The sequence below is a fragment of the Shewanella sp. Isolate11 genome (genome assembly GCF_022398315.1).
Lineage (GTDB): Bacteria > Pseudomonadota > Gammaproteobacteria > Enterobacterales > Shewanellaceae > Shewanella.
The window spans coordinates 38,726-52,492 of the sequence record NZ_JAKEVF010000006.1 but is presented as its reverse complement, the minus strand read 5'-3'; the positions used below and the strand labels follow the sequence as shown (position 1 = coordinate 52,492).

13 protein-coding genes and 2 pseudogenes are annotated in these 13,767 nt (G+C 45.8%); 5 read left to right on the top strand and 10 right to left on the bottom strand.

The window, feature by feature from the left end; all coding sequences use genetic code 11:
- Positions 1-129: 129 nt before the first annotated feature.
- Entirely contained in the window at positions 130-849 is a 720-nt protein-coding gene (locus L1D21_RS13990) for an SURF1 family protein (protein WP_239845888.1), read from the bottom strand.
- A gap of 31 nt (positions 850-880) precedes the next feature.
- On the opposite strand from L1D21_RS13990, the gene L1D21_RS13985 reads away from it, so the two are divergent.
- Positions 881-1,099: a DUF2909 family protein gene (locus L1D21_RS13985; RefSeq protein WP_239845887.1), complete on the top strand. Its 219-nt coding sequence runs from the start codon at positions 881-883 to the stop codon at positions 1,097-1,099.
- Between the two features lie 5 nt (positions 1,100-1,104).
- On the opposite strand, the gene L1D21_RS13980 is transcribed toward L1D21_RS13985, so the two are convergent.
- From L1D21_RS13980 to yrfG, 7 genes and pseudogenes are all read right to left on the bottom strand, one after another.
- Positions 1,105-1,980, bottom strand: coding sequence for a cytochrome c oxidase subunit 3 (locus tag L1D21_RS13980; protein ID WP_239845886.1), 876 nt, complete (start codon positions 1,978-1,980; stop codon positions 1,105-1,107).
- The gene (locus L1D21_RS13975; RefSeq protein ID WP_239845885.1) at positions 1,977-2,546 is read right to left on the bottom strand and encodes a cytochrome c oxidase assembly protein; all 570 of its coding nucleotides are present in this window, start codon (positions 2,544-2,546) and stop codon (positions 1,977-1,979) included. Before L1D21_RS13975 ends, L1D21_RS13980 begins: the two co-directional genes overlap by 4 nt.
- A gap of 2 nt (positions 2,547-2,548) precedes the next feature.
- The gene (gene ctaD / locus L1D21_RS13970) at positions 2,549-4,150 is read right to left on the bottom strand and encodes a cytochrome c oxidase subunit I (RefSeq protein ID WP_239845884.1); all 1,602 of its coding nucleotides are present in this window, start codon (positions 4,148-4,150) and stop codon (positions 2,549-2,551) included.
- 18 nt (positions 4,151-4,168) lie between these two features.
- A pseudogene (gene coxB / locus L1D21_RS13965) lies at positions 4,169-5,281 on the bottom strand (cytochrome c oxidase subunit II); the annotation flags it as partial.
- Between the two features lie 393 nt (positions 5,282-5,674).
- A complete protein-coding gene (locus tag L1D21_RS13960; RefSeq protein WP_239845883.1) occupies positions 5,675-6,178 on the bottom strand; it encodes a SulA-like leucine-rich domain-containing protein in 504 nt (167 codons plus the stop codon).
- Positions 6,175-6,792: a transcriptional repressor LexA gene (gene lexA / locus L1D21_RS13955; protein ID WP_239845882.1), complete on the bottom strand. Its 618-nt coding sequence runs from the start codon at positions 6,790-6,792 to the stop codon at positions 6,175-6,177. The genes L1D21_RS13960 and lexA overlap by 4 nt, the downstream gene beginning before the upstream one ends.
- A gap of 118 nt (positions 6,793-6,910) precedes the next feature.
- Positions 6,911-7,579, bottom strand: a complete 669-nt coding sequence (gene yrfG / locus L1D21_RS13950; RefSeq protein ID WP_239846005.1) for a GMP/IMP nucleotidase — start codon at positions 7,577-7,579, stop codon at positions 6,911-6,913.
- Positions 7,580-7,676: 97 nt separating this feature from the next.
- Between yrfG and nudE the strand changes: the two genes are divergently transcribed.
- The 4 genes and pseudogenes from nudE (at position 7,677) to L1D21_RS13930 (ending at position 11,428) form a co-directional block, all read left to right on the top strand.
- Positions 7,677-8,222 (top strand): ADP compounds hydrolase NudE, encoded by a 546-nt coding sequence (gene nudE / locus L1D21_RS13945; RefSeq protein ID WP_239845881.1) that lies wholly within the window; start codon positions 7,677-7,679, stop codon positions 8,220-8,222.
- Positions 8,223-8,275: 53 nt separating this feature from the next.
- A complete protein-coding gene (gene cysQ / locus L1D21_RS13940; RefSeq protein WP_239845880.1) occupies positions 8,276-9,088 on the top strand; it encodes a 3'(2'),5'-bisphosphate nucleotidase CysQ in 813 nt (270 codons plus the stop codon).
- Positions 9,081-9,569, top strand: a pseudogene (locus L1D21_RS13935) (N-acetyltransferase). Before cysQ ends, L1D21_RS13935 begins: the two are co-directional and overlap by 8 nt.
- A 23-nt stretch (positions 9,570-9,592) precedes the next feature.
- Positions 9,593-11,428 carry an MFS transporter gene (locus L1D21_RS13930; RefSeq protein ID WP_239845879.1) on the top strand — a complete coding sequence of 612 codons (1,836 nt, stop codon included), beginning with the start codon at positions 9,593-9,595 and terminating at the stop codon, positions 11,426-11,428.
- On the opposite strand, the gene mnmH is transcribed toward L1D21_RS13930, so the two are convergent.
- Positions 11,425-12,543: a tRNA 2-selenouridine(34) synthase MnmH gene (gene mnmH / locus L1D21_RS13925; RefSeq protein WP_239846004.1), complete on the bottom strand. Its 1,119-nt coding sequence runs from the start codon at positions 12,541-12,543 to the stop codon at positions 11,425-11,427. The two genes, L1D21_RS13930 and mnmH, sit on opposite strands and share 4 nt — an antisense overlap.
- A 17-nt stretch (positions 12,544-12,560) precedes the next feature.
- A complete protein-coding gene (selD, locus tag L1D21_RS13920) occupies positions 12,561-13,604 on the bottom strand; it encodes a selenide, water dikinase SelD (protein WP_239845878.1) in 1,044 nt (347 codons plus the stop codon).
- Between the last annotated feature and the right edge of the window lie 163 nt (positions 13,605-13,767).

Genomic DNA, 13,767 nt, shown 5'->3' with positions numbered 1-13,767 from the left:
AACCTAGGGCTACAAATTGCCAACTTCCCGGAACGGCTAGGAAGCGTTAACTAACGTCTATTTTATCTGTGTTTAAACTTTAACCTACAAGGTCTGTTCTCTTTAAGCAACTGCTTACTATGGCCATATTTACTCCAATGTGTGTTTGTTTTTTATTTTAATTATCAAAAGGTAAATCATTAAAATTAGAAAGGCGCCTGCCATCGAAAACCATTGCACTGCATAGCCTTGATGTTTTTCTGCTGCCATGGGAATTGGCTGCCATGGCCGAGGTAATTGGTTTAAAACCTTGTCGCCAATACGTTGTGGTTGCAGCACTGCCGGAGCCAATGGACGCTGCAGTAATTGTGCTAGTTCAGTCAGATTGAGATTTTGAATTCGTAGTGGATTACCGGTTTCTGCCAATAGATGTTCGCTTAGAGGATTTATCGATTTTTGATATAAACGACCAGAGAGTTCTTGGGTACCCGTTAAGCCGTCGATGCGCGGCAGAATACGTCTATCTTGGGTGCCGGAGATAAAACCGAGTTCGATCAGCAGCCAGGGCTGATTTGCGGTGACCTCTACCGCTTGAAAGGCAAGATAGCCAACGACGCCCTGATAGACTTGGTTATCAAGCAGAATGATCCGTGGGTCTTTTGCGTTGACTTCGAGGGATAGTCGGTAACCAGTAAGGGGGTCTTGCGCCTTTGCCTTGAGCACTTGCTGATATCTTAGGGGCATGGTTTGTTGCCGAACGACCAGAGCTTGCTGTAACTGCTGCTTTTCGGTGGCTCTATCGAGCTGCCAAAAACCAAGCTTGACCAAGATGCTAAACACCAGCACAGTAATACAGACAAGTAACAACATGGTCCACGACAATCCCTTTTGAGGAGACTGTATGACAGGTCTACTGCTATTTAAGTCTGTGTTAGTACTGCTACTACTTTTCATTATTTTTAATTTAGGCCGCGCTTTAGTGGTGTTAGTAAAAGGAGACTCCAAAGCCCCCATGAGCCGTTATCTTGGGCGACGAGTGTTGTTCTCTGTGCTAGTAATTTTGCTGTTATTGCTGGCCTTAGGCTTAGGGTTAATGACTCCAAACCCAAGACCATATTGATGGTGTTAGAGTACGTAAACGAAGACGAATAAGCACAGCCATACCACATCTACAAAATGCCAATACCAGCTACCGGCTTGGAAGGCAAAATGCTTGTCTGCACTAAAATGACCCTTGAGCACCCTAAAAAATAGTACTAATAGGAAAATGGTTCCTAGGGTGACGTGCATACCGTGGAATCCGGTTAACAGGAAGAAGGTATTTCCATAAACCCCCGATGAGAGTGTCAGCCCCATTTCTTGATATGCGTGGGCATATTCTTCAACCTGCAAAAGTAGGAAGGACAAGCCTAATAAAATGGTAACGCCTAGCCACAATGTCAGTGCAGTTCGTTTACCTTTTTCCAGGCTGATATGAGCAAAATGCAGTGTTACTGAAGAGGTGAGTAATATGATGGTGTTATATAGGGGGAGCCCTGTCCAACCCATTGCCTCGGTTTTGCTGCCATCGGGAGTGGTAACTAAGGGCCAAACTGCCTCGAAACCCGGCCAAAGCACTTCATGGGTCATGGCATTATTTGAGGCTCCACCCAGCCAAGGTACGGCAATGGTGCGCGCGTATAATAGGGCGCCGAAGAAAGCAGCGAAAAACATCACTTCAGAGAAGATAAACCAGCTCATTCCCTGGCGAAACGATCGATCCATTTGTTTAGAGTAGAGTCCCGACATGGATTCATGGATAACGGTTCTAAACCAGCCAAACACCATATAGATGATAACGGCGATACCTGCGATAAGAATGTAGCCGCCGCTAGTATGTTCGGTTTCTAATTGTTGTACATAACTGCCGGCACCAAATGCGATTAGAAATAATCCTATAGCGCCTATGATGGGCCAAGCACTTTGTGCTGGCACATAATAGTGTTCATGTTTTGTAGTCATTTTGCTGCTCCTTGTTCAACAGCACCAACGTATCCCTTATCGGTGATATTGTAGAGAGTATAGGAAAGTGTCAGCGTCGATATCGATTCAGGTAGGTCGGGATCGACATAAAAGATTAACGGTAGCTGCGCATCGGCATTTGCTTCTAACAGCTGCTGGTTAAAGCAGAAACACTCAGTCTTGTGGAAATAAGCCGCACCTTGACCGGGGGAAACCGAGGGTATGGCTTGTCCGACAGTAAGGGCTAATGAGAGGTTCTTAGCATTGAAGTTAGTGCGGATTAATTCTCCGGGATGAACCTGGATTTGGTTCACTTCAGGAGTAAATTTCCACGGCATATTCTGTTGGGTTTGTGCTATGAACTCCACCGTCACTGTACGTGATGTGTCGATTGTCATAGGTTCATAAATGGTCGCCGTTGACTGGGTTTTGCCATTGATACCTAACTGCTGACACAGCACATCGTAGAGTGGTACCAAGGCAAAACCGAAGCCGAACATACCCACTGACCCCGAAATAAGCCACAAGATCAGTTTTCGATTCGATTTTACACTTGGTTGGTTCATTGCTATTTCACCTCGGGAGGCGTAGAGAATGAATGATAAGGTGCCGGGCTGGGGATGGTCCATTCCAGTCCCTCTGAGCCATCCCAAGGTTTGGCCGGCGCTTTTTCTCCACCTCTTATACATTTGATCACTACTGCCAAGAAGATTAGCTGTGATAGACCAAAAGCAAACCCGCCAATAGACACAATTTGATTTACATCGGCAAATTGAATCGCGTAGTCGGGAATACGTCTTGGCATACCAGCTAACCCCAAGAAATGCATAGGGAAAAATAGCACGTTGACGGAGATGACCGAGCACCAGAAGTGGATCTTACCGAGTTTCTCGTCATACATATGCCCCGTCCATTTAGGTAGCCAATAATAGGCCGCAGCCATAATCGAGAAGATGGCACCAGTCACTAATACATAATGGAAATGAGCCACCACGAAGTAAGTGTCGTGATATTGGAAATCCACAGGAGTGATGGCTAGCATCAAGCCAGAGAAGCCGCCTATAGTGAACAAGATAATAAATGCCAGTGCGAATAACATCGGCGTTTCAAAAGTGAGTGAACCACGCCAAAGTGTCGCGACCCAGTTAAATACTTTCACGCCGGTTGGAACAGCAATCAACATGGTGCAATACATGAAGAACAGCTCGGCAAATACTGGCATCCCTGTGGTAAACATGTGGTGAGCCCATACCAAGAATGACAAAATTGCGATACTCGCTGTTGCGTATACCATGGAGGCATAACCGAAGAGTGGTTTACGGCTAAATGCGGGAATAATTGCCGAAATGATACCGAATGAAGGCAATATCATGATGTAAACTTCGGGATGACCGAAGAACCAGAATATATGCTGGAACATCACAGGATCGCCACCGCCCGCGGCATCAAAGAAACTGGTGCCGAAGTATTTATCGGTTAATACCATAGTGACTGTACCAGCGAGTACGGGCATCACGGCAATTAGCAGGAATGCGGTGATTAGCCAAGTCCACACAAAGAGCGGCAGCTTCATCCAGGTCATTCCCGGCGCTCGCATATTGACTATGGTAACCACCACGTTGATTGCGCCCATGATTGAGCTGATCCCCATGATATGAATGGCAAAGACAAATAAGGCTGTACTGTCCGGGCTATAGGTTGTGGAGAGTGGGGCATAGAAAGTCCAACCAAAGTTAGGCCCACCACCCTCCATAAATAATGAGCTCAAGAGAATGGCGAAGGCAAAAGGTAAAATCCAAAAGCTCCAGTTGTTCATTCTTGGTAGCGCCATGTCCGGCGCGCCAATCATCATTGGGATTAACCAGTTTGCCAGCCCAGTAAAGGCTGGCATTACCGCACCAAAGACCATGATCAAACCATGCACTGTGGTCATCTGATTAAAGAAGTTCGGCTCTACCAGCTGTAATCCTGGCTGAAATAGCTCGGCGCGAATGACCATAGCCATCGCCCCGCCGATAAGGAACATAATGAAACTGAACCAAAGGTAGAGCGTGCCAATGTCTTTATGGTTTGTAGTAAATAGCCAGCGTTTTATGCCCGTTGGATGTGCCTCGTGGTGAGCATCAACTTGAGTGGCATCGATATTTTGTTCACGCGTTATTGCATTCATAATGCCTCCCTATTTTCCATGTTGATTCACATCGGCAGCTTGAACGGTATCGCCGGTATTGTTACCCCAAGCGTTACGCTCATAGGTAATAACAGCGGCGAGTTCTTGTGCACTTAATTGATTAGCGAAGGCTTGCATCGCAGTGCCAGCTGTGCCGTGAAGTACTATTTCCAAGTGGGCATCAATAGGACCTGTGGCAACCGGGCTGGCTTTTAGGGCGGGGAATACACCTTGCAGACCCATTCCATTTGGCTGGTGGCAAGCGGCGCATCTCGCCATATAAATTTGTTCGCCTTGTTGCATCAATTCTTCCATGGAAAGGGTTTGGCCGAGTGCTGCTTCTGCTTGAGCAGCGGCAGTATTGGCTTGTTGTTTTTGCTCTTCAACCCAGATATCAAAATCTGCTTCACTTAGTACTTCGACTACTATGGGCATAAAGCCATGATCTTTACCGCACAGTTCTGCGCATTGTCCGCGATAAGTTCCTGGTTTATCTATGCGTGTCCATGCCTCGTTGATAAAGCCAGGGTTAGCATCTTTCTTAACTGCGAAGGCGGGAACCCACCATGAATGGATCACATCTTCCGAGGTCATCAAGAAGCGGACTTTCTTATTTACTGGCAACACCAGCGGCTTATCGACCTCAAGTAAATAGTGTTCGCCTTTGCTCTCGGTACCTTCTATTTGTTCTCTTGGGGTGGTGAGTAAACTATAAAATTCGATGTCCTTATCGAAATAGCTGTAATGCCATTTCCATTGTGAGCCGGTAATTTTGATCGTGAGATCGGCATCGCTAGGGTCTTCCATGGCGATGAGGGTCTTAGTGGCGGGAATCGCCATAATAATTAAGATAACAAAGGGGATAATGGTCCAAGCTATTTCCACTTTGGTACTTTCGTGGAAATTGGAGGCGACGGCACCTTTTGAACGTCTGTGGTTAATGATGGAATAGATCATCACGCCAAACACAACGACACCGATGGCACAACAGATATAAAAGATCGTCATGTGCAGTCCAAACACTCTGCCGCTGATCTCTGTTACCCCTTTGGTCATATTTAGGGGCATATCGGTTGCTAACAGGTTCGGCGTGTACAATAACGCCAGCAAACAATACAACAATTGCTTCACTAGACTTCTCCTCTGTCAATTGCGAAGGCAACTACAAAGAAGAGCCACACAGTATGTCTCTGCTCTATGCAAACTCTTCAGTTCCCAAAAAAGCAACGATGACTTCAAAGTGCGCTGGTGGTGTATATATTGTTATTGCTACTGATGTCCACACTTGCACTTACGGCTGAATATATCAGGCGAATTTCAGCTTCGTTTGGCGAGGATGTACAGGTGTTCACCGTGAAAAGCCGACAACTAAATTGTTCGGATATAACAAATAATCGTTGATATCTGTTACTAACTTAATCTGTGTTCAAATATTGATCAAGATCACTTTAGTTAAATATCTACAAATAAAATAGTGACTAAAAAGCCCCTTACGGGGCTTTTGTATGGAAAGAGATGCGAGGATTAGTGATAAGCGCTGAAGTGTGTTGCTGGTGGTAAGTTCATCTCTTGTTGTAGGTGAGTCGCTATATGTGGCTTATCACCTTCGATAACTAAACCGAGTGCACGAGAACTTTTGGCGACCAGTTGTAAGCGGCGGTTATCTCTGGCATCAAGCGATTGAGTCCAGCTAATGACGGCGCTAGAGGTTCCACTGGTGAGCGCTTTTTCCATGGCCCACATAGCTTCCACTTCATCTTTAGTGTGTACCAAAAGAATACGATCCATGCGTACACCGGCATCGGCTAACATCTGTTTATAGCCAATATTCGGCGGGCTAATGAGAACCACCCATTGGCCTTGTTGGCTTAATCTGGCTAATTGTGGTGTCAGTGCCTGCAGCTCTTTCTTACCTTGCGTCGCACTGGATACACTAGTCACTGTATGTTGAGAAGCAGACTTGAGTTGATTGTCCATGTCTACCCATAAACCCGGATGACGCGGTGCATTACCGATTAAGTTGTTCATTGCCAATCTCCATTTCGAATTACACCAACAGCCAATCCTTCAATACTTAAGCTTTGGGTTGCGAGGTCAACGACGATAGGGGAATACTCTTCATTCTCTGCATGCAGATAGACAGTACTGCCTTTCTTTTCGAAACGCTTTACCGTGACATCATCTTCTACACGGGCAACAACAACTTGGCCATTTCGAGCCTGCTCCACTTTATGTACTGCGAGTAAGTCTCCTTCGAGGATGCCAATATCTTTCATACTGTCACCACGTACACGTAGAAGAAAATCCGCGCTGGGTCTGAACATGTTCGGGTCAACTTGGTAGTGTTGCTCTACATGCTCTTGGGCAAGGATAGGTTCTCCTGCGGCGACTTGGCCAATAAGCGGCAGGCCTAACTCTTCGACTTCATCTTCTTGAGTTAATTTGATGCCTCGAGAAGTGCCGGGCATGATTTCGATACAGCCTTTTTTTGCTAATGCCTTTAAATGTTCTTCGGCGGCATTTGCGCTTTTAAAACCTAAACGGCGAGCAATTTCGGCTCGAGTCGGCGGCATACCCGTTTCGGCAATGTTACGTTTGATGAGATCTAAAATCTCAGCTTGTCTTGGGGTTAAGGGTCTCATTACTTATCCTGTCTTTCCATACAGTAACTGTTAGTATATACAGTATTTTATGCAGTGCAAGTATTAACCAAGTTTTTGTCGCTCTGATAACGACTTTACTGATAAATATTTACCTAACCTATTGGTTAGTTTGAAGTTGTGTCAGTAATTGGTGATAGTCATCGATGGCAGGAAAGTCGGTAAAGGTTTTGTGGGATTTCTGGCTGTCAGGATTACTGATCCCTAACAGATAACCTACACCGGCTCTTTTGGCTGCATGTAAGATGGCTTCACTGTCATCGATAAATAGACAGCGACTGGGGATTATTTCAAAGCGACTAAAAAGCGCTAGCCAAAACTCTGGGTCCTCTTTGGCGAAACCCGTTTCATGGCTGGAGAGAATATGATCCAGACCCGTTTCCAGCTCAGTGTGTTCCAACTTGAGCGCTAAGCTTTTTGGATGAGCATTAGTGACTAAGATGCGAGATTTACCCACATCGCCCAGAGCTAACAGAAATGGCATGCTGTCTTGACGCATCTGAATTCTGTCAACAATAGTGCGATGCAGGGCGGTGATATCCAGTTGTAACTCTTCAGTCCAATAATCTAGGCAGTACCAGCTGAGGGTACCAAACACTTTTTCGTAGGCGGCTTCGACTCGATCATGTGCTTGCTGCAGCGGTATCCGTAATTGCTGGCTCAGGGTTTGTGGTACCACACTCAACCAGAAATGATTGTCGAAGTGTAAGTCGAGTAGTGTGCCGTCCATATCTAGCAGCACAGTATCTATGTTATTCCAAGGAAACATATAGGGTGTGAAAAAATTCCATAGTCGGAGTTGTGGATTAAGCACATCATAGTAAGATTGAGTGGTGAAGCAAATGCCATTTTTATCAGGGACATTCATGTCGGACAAGAAGCCAGAAATTTTACATACCGAAGTGGTTGCTCAGAGTCGTCTGTTTCAGATTGAACAAGTGCATCTGAAATTTTCAAATCAGGTTGAGCGTCAATATGAGCGTATGAAAGGCAATAATCGCGGTGCCGTTATGGTTGTACCCGTATTAGGCGATAATTTGCTTCTTGGCCGCGAGTATGCCGCGGGCACTCACAGTTACGAATTGGGCTTTCCTAAAGGCTTAGTCGATCCCGGTGAAACCGCGATCGAAGCCGCGAATCGAGAGCTACAAGAAGAGATAGGCTATGGTGCTAAAAAGTTAACTCATCTTATGGAGCTGAGTCTGGCACCGGGTTATTTTGCCAGTAAGATGCAGATTTTTGTCGCCGAAGATTTGTATGAAAGCCGCTTAGAAGGTGATGAACCTGAGCCAATAGAGTTGGTTAGCTGGCCCTTATCTCAATGGTTCGAGCTGCTATCTGAGCAAGATTTTTCTGAATCGAGAAGTGTTAGTGCCTTGTTTTTAGCTCAGAAACATCTAAAACTAAAGTAATAAATACAAGTTATTATATCGACATTGGCTGTTTTTAAGTTGTTGGAGTTGTGATGAACCCAGAAGATTATGTGGAGCAGGCTATCTCAATTGCCGTTGAAGCAGGCGTCGCGATTAAAGATATTTACCTCAAAGGCAGTTTTAAAAAAGAGGTTAAATCAGATAATACGCCTGTGACTTCTGCGGATCTCACCGCCCACAATATCATTACTTCAGCATTAAAAACGCTTACTCCTGATATCCCCATTCTTTCCGAAGAAGACGCCGATATTCCTTTCGAGCAGCGTAGCCAGTGGCAACGTTATTGGCTGGTCGACCCTTTAGACGGTACCGGAGAGTTTATTGCCGGAAGTGGTGATTTTTCGGTGATCATCGCCTTGGTTGAACATAATCGTCCGGTTATGGGAATTGTTTATGTGCCGATGACTGAGGTGATCTATTACGCCATTGCTGGGCTAGGAGCTTATAAACGTTCAGATAAAGGCGAGCTGAGGATCTGTAGCCGTCAGTTAACGCCGGATGATACGCCTTCACTGCGTTTAGCGGTCAGTCGTCGTCAAGATCCTCATTCAGTTTTAAAATTGTTTAATCGCAACAGCCATTGTGAACTGATTGTCTTAGGTGGGGCTGCATTAAAAAGTTGTCTGGTGGCCGAAGGTCGTGCCGATTGTTATGTACGTATTGGGCCGACAGGTGAGTGGGATACTGGCGCCGCGCAGATCATTATCGAAGAGGCTGGCGGTCAGGTGATGGATTTAGAGTTGCAGCCGCTGAGCTACAATGAGCGTGAAACTCTAGAAAACCCCAATTTTATCGTAGTGGGGTCACCTCAATTAGCTTGGGATGAGCTACTGATCAGTGAATAACCCTGGGGCAATAACCATTTGTGCTGTCGGTAAGCATCAGCTTGATGCCGTATATCGACTAGAGCAGCGCTGTTTTGGTGATCATTGTTACCCCGATTTCTTCTTTCGCCAGAGTTTCGATTGTTGGCCAAAAGGCTTTTGGGTGGCGCTCGATGGCGAGCAAATCGTGTTAGGTTATCTGTTAATGACCACAAGTGAGCAAAGCGATTGTGGCTGAATATTGTCTGTGGCAGTGGATTCTCAGTATCAAGGACAAGGGTTAGGTAAACGCTTAATCACAACTGCGCTTAATAATCTGCCGGACTCGGTCACTCAAGTAAAGCTGACGGTTGCACCGACTAATCCGGCTAAACAACTGTATTTGGCCTTAGGTTTTACCGAGCAGGATCTTGAGGCGGATTACTTTGGTGTTGGGGAGCCTCGGGTGCTGATGTGTTATGACCGAAAAAGCCAGTTAATAAATTCAGTGCTTAAATATTAACAATTGGAAATACACAGACGGACATGTTGTTAACCAGACGTTTTTTACCCTATTTCGTGACCCAATGTTTGGGCGCATTAAATGACAATATTTATAAGAATATATTGTTGCTTATGGTGACTTATAGTCAGGTTGAGTCTTTACCGATAGGCGTTAATCTGTTTGTGAATCTTGCTGCTGGGGTGTTTATTTTACCCTTCTTTTTGTTTTCCGCTCATGCGGGCTTGTTGGCCGATAACATGGATAAGGCCAGATTAATCCGCAATCTTAAACTGCTCGAAATGTTCATCATGTCCTGCGCGACGATAGCAATATTAAGCCAAAGCTATTTGGTGATGTTGCTGTTGTTATTTCTCATGGGTAGTCAGTCGGCATATTTCGGTCCGGTGAAGTATTCATTATTGCCACAGGCCTTATTCGAAGATGAGCTAGTTAAGGGTAATGCTTGGGTTGAGACTGGCACTTTTTTAGCAATTTTGCTGGGTACATTAATGGCTGGGTTACTGATTGCTAATCGAGACGGTGCAGTAGTAGCCGCGGCATTAGTCTGGTTATTATCATTTTTGGGTTATGTTGCAAGTCGCTATATTCCGTCGCTGCCGGCACAAGGGCTCGTGAGAAAACTTCCTTGGAAGCCTTTTTGGGGAACATGGCGCACGATTAAACAAGTGAGAACCAAGCCCAGTATTTGGATGGCGATTGTAGCTATTAGTTGGTTCTGGTTTCTTGGCGCGACATATTTGACTCAATTTCCCAACTTTGCCAAGTTGCATTTGCATGCCGATGCCAGTGTGGTGTCATTACTGCTGGCACTGTTTTCCATTGGGATTGCCATGGGCTCACTATTAAGCTCGCGTCTTTCCTGCGGTCATGTTGAGCTGGGATTACTGCCTTTCGGGCTGATGGGACTAGCGTTTTTTGGTCTTGATCTGGTTTGGGCTGTGCCCTCTGCGGTAGCCTCACCTGAATCAATTTATGGCATAGTTAGTTTTATTAGTGAGCCTCAACATTATCATTTGATGTTTGCTTTGCTGATGATAGGAGCCAGTGGTGGGCTGTTTATCGTTCCTTTATATGCCTTTATTCAGGCTCGGTCCCAAAGAGGAGAGTGTGCCCAAGCGATTGCTGCCAATAATATTGTTAATGCATTATCTATGGTGTGTTCGGCGTTATTAGCTATGGCGCTGCTGGAAGCCTTGGGCTGGAGTATTCTACAGTTATTTATCTTGTTAGCTCTGCTGAATCTGTTAGTTGGCCTGTTTTTATATTACAAGGTCGCTGAATTTAGGCTGCGATTCGTCAGTTATCTCCTGCGTCATAGCTTGTTTAAGTTAACGATTTCTGGGGAAGAAAAGCTGCCAAAGCTCGAGGCGGGCATCTTGGTTTGTCAATTTATGGGTTATCTATCGCCATTATTTGTTCTGGCAACCTCGAGTCGTAAAATCCGCTTCGTGTTGCGTCGTTCGCAGCTTAATCCGTCTTTGCTGCGATTACTTTTTTCTGAGACAGACCTCATTGTCGTCGATGATACCGCTGAAAATGAGTCAAGCCTCGAGTCGGCGTATCAGCAGATCCATCAAGCCTTAGCTAATAATGAATTAGTGTGCCTGTTTACCGATGAGGCCATCACAGAAGAACGCCCACAAATAAATGTTGAACGTTTATTGGCGAACGGTCCAGTTGCGGTTATCCCTATGCTACTGTGCCAAGCATCAGCTCAGAGAGCCGTCAAGACTGGGCGCCAGAGCCGTAATTTACGAACGAAAATAGTGCTCAGCATAGATGATGCTTTGATCGATCAAGCTATCGATGATGATATTGTGCAAGCAAAAATCAGCACTTTGCTACAGCAGCATTAATCTTGTGGCGGCTGGTTTATTGCTAAATCATCTAGCCATTGATGCATTGCCCGATGGTCGCCGCGAAACAGAATGCGCTCAGCTTTTTTATTGATCTGGTATTGATACATAGGGTCGTAATATTTGCACAATAACAGGCTAATCCATTCAAGGTGAGCATGGGTATCGCCGCGACTCTGCTGCGCTGATAATGCACTATCGATGAGAGATTGAATTTCATCGTGCTGTTTTCCGCCGAGACGTTTCTTAATGCCGTTGACGCTTTGACTTAAGTACTCGGCAAACGCGATAAAGCCTTGTTCATCACCTAGACGCTGGCGGAAACCTTTATCCATCTTGTGAACATACTCGTTCAGCAGTCTATCTAAACGGCTATCGAGAGTTTCTTCCAGCACGACAATATTAGCCATTTGCATGCCTTTATAGAAAGCTTGCGGCAAGGCAGAGCGTCCTATGAGGTAGCTTTCATCTTCGAGAAGTAAGTGTTTGGCATCAGTGTGTTGATGTTTCAGAAGCGCGACGGCCAAACTATTTTCGAAATTGATCTGAGTGGGTTGTGGTTCATGATAGCGCCCAAAACTGGAGCCTCTGTGGTGAGCTATGCCTTCAAGATCGACCGCTTCAGTTCGTTGCAAAAGAAACTCGGTTTTACCACTGCCGGTAATGCCACTGATAATCAGCATCGGCTTGACCTGTGGCGCGGTATCTATGGTGTCAATTAAGAATTGACGCATCGCTTTATATCCCCCTTCGATAAAGGGAATATCTAACCCAGCTTCGGCGAGCCATTGTTGGGTGAGTTTAGAGCGTAAGCCGCCGCGAAAACAATAAAGGTAAGCGTTGGGATTGGCTTTAATGTAATTCGCCCAGGCTTCGATGCGTTGTTGTTTAATACTGCCGCAGACTAAAGAGTGACCTAAAGCAATAGCTGCATCCTGGCCCTTTTGTTTGTAACAGGTGCCCACTAGACGCCGCTCTTCATCTTGCATCAGCGGATGATTATGGCTGGCTGGAAAGGCGCCTTTATTAAATTCTACCGGTGCGCGAACATCCATAATCGGATGATCGCTGATAAAGAGTCGCGCATAGTCACTTTTAGGAACAACTTGAGTCATGCCGCTTGTTAAAACCATTACAGTAGTTCCACAAGATGAGTCGTGCTAGATTGCGCCACCATTTGTCCAATGCTGATAGGGGCAATATCGTTCGCGCTGAGTAGTTCTATTAATTGCGCTTCGCCTGCAGGTGAAACGGCAATTAATAAACCGCCGCTGGTTTGCGGATCGCAAAGTAGCGCTTTTTGCTCATCATCGAGTTCGGCTAAATGCTCGCCGTAACTGTCATAATTACGATGAGTGCCACCGGGAATACAGCCCATTTGCAAATAAGACTTAGCTTTGTCGAGTAAGGGCAGGGCGTCAATATCGATTGTGGCCGCTAATTCTGCTCCCAGACACATCTCTATTAAGTGTCCGGCTAAACCAAATCCGGTGACATCTGTCATAGCGGTCACGCTAGGGATTTTGGCGATAGCGGGGCCGAGTTTATTTAACTGACACATGGCATCAGGGGCGATATTGAGATCGGCTTCTGCGAGCTTTTTTTGCTTCTGCGCTGTGGTGAGAATGCCTATACCAAGAGGTTTAGTGAGATAGAGTTTGTCACCCTCTTGCGCGGTATTGTTCTGTTTTAGTTCGGTGAGTGGTATTTGTCCTGTGACCGCTAGCCCAAAAATGGGTTCAGGGGCATCGATACTATGCCCGCCAGCTAGCATGATTCCGGCATCTTTACAGGCTTGACGTCCGCCGTCGACCACTTGTTGAGCGACCTCTGCAGGTAAACTATTTACTGGCCAGCCAAGGATCGCGATGGCCATCATGGGGGTTCCGCCCATTGCATAGATATCACTAATTGCATTGGTCGCGGCGATGCGGCCAAAAGTAAAAGGATCATCGACAATTGGCATAAAGAAATCTGTGGTGCTGATAATGCCTGTTTCGTCATTGAGTTTATATACGGCGGCATCGTCTCGGGTGCTATTGCCAACGATAATATTGGGATCATCAAATTGAGGTAGCTGTGAGGCTAGAATTGTGCCGAGGACTTTAGGTGAGATCTTACAGCCACAGCCTGCGCCATGACTATATTCGGTAAGCTTGATAGTAGAGTTTGACATCGACAGCTGGATTCTCAAATGGGATCAATAGCCGTCATAATAGACCTATCTATTAGGCACATCAATCGGCTCTACCAGTCTGTGTGATGGCGAAATTTATATATAGAAGCCTGATGTTTATCAAGCGAACGGCGGCCAAAGAAAAGGCCACTGTGATGTGGCC

Excerpts from the sequence above, each read along its gene's own strand:
- L1D21_RS13990 (WP_239845888.1), bottom strand. The coding sequence starts at position 849 with ATGTTGTTACTTGTCTGTATTACTGTGCTGGTGTTTAGCATCTTGGTC.
- L1D21_RS13985 (WP_239845887.1), top strand. The coding sequence starts at position 881 with ATGACAGGTCTACTGCTATTTAAGTCTGTGTTAGTACTGCTACTACTT.
- L1D21_RS13980 (WP_239845886.1), bottom strand. The coding sequence starts at position 1,980 with ATGACTACAAAACATGAACACTATTATGTGCCAGCACAAAGTGCTTGG.
- L1D21_RS13975 (WP_239845885.1), bottom strand. The coding sequence starts at position 2,546 with ATGAACCAACCAAGTGTAAAATCGAATCGAAAACTGATCTTGTGGCTT.
- ctaD (WP_239845884.1), bottom strand. The coding sequence starts at position 4,150 with ATGAATGCAATAACGCGTGAACAAAATATCGATGCCACTCAAGTTGAT.
- L1D21_RS13960 (WP_239845883.1), bottom strand. The coding sequence starts at position 6,178 with ATGAACAACTTAATCGGTAATGCACCGCGTCATCCGGGTTTATGGGTA.
- lexA (WP_239845882.1), bottom strand. The coding sequence starts at position 6,792 with ATGAGACCCTTAACCCCAAGACAAGCTGAGATTTTAGATCTCATCAAA.
- yrfG (WP_239846005.1), bottom strand. The coding sequence starts at position 7,579 with ATGTTTCCTTGGAATAACATAGATACTGTGCTGCTAGATATGGACGGC.
- nudE (WP_239845881.1), top strand. The coding sequence starts at position 7,677 with ATGTCGGACAAGAAGCCAGAAATTTTACATACCGAAGTGGTTGCTCAG.
- cysQ (WP_239845880.1), top strand. The coding sequence starts at position 8,276 with ATGAACCCAGAAGATTATGTGGAGCAGGCTATCTCAATTGCCGTTGAA.
- L1D21_RS13930 (WP_239845879.1), top strand. The coding sequence starts at position 9,593 with ATGTTGTTAACCAGACGTTTTTTACCCTATTTCGTGACCCAATGTTTG.
- mnmH (WP_239846004.1), bottom strand. The coding sequence starts at position 12,543 with ATGACTCAAGTTGTTCCTAAAAGTGACTATGCGCGACTCTTTATCAGC.
- selD (WP_239845878.1), bottom strand. The coding sequence starts at position 13,604 with ATGTCAAACTCTACTATCAAGCTTACCGAATATAGTCATGGCGCAGGC.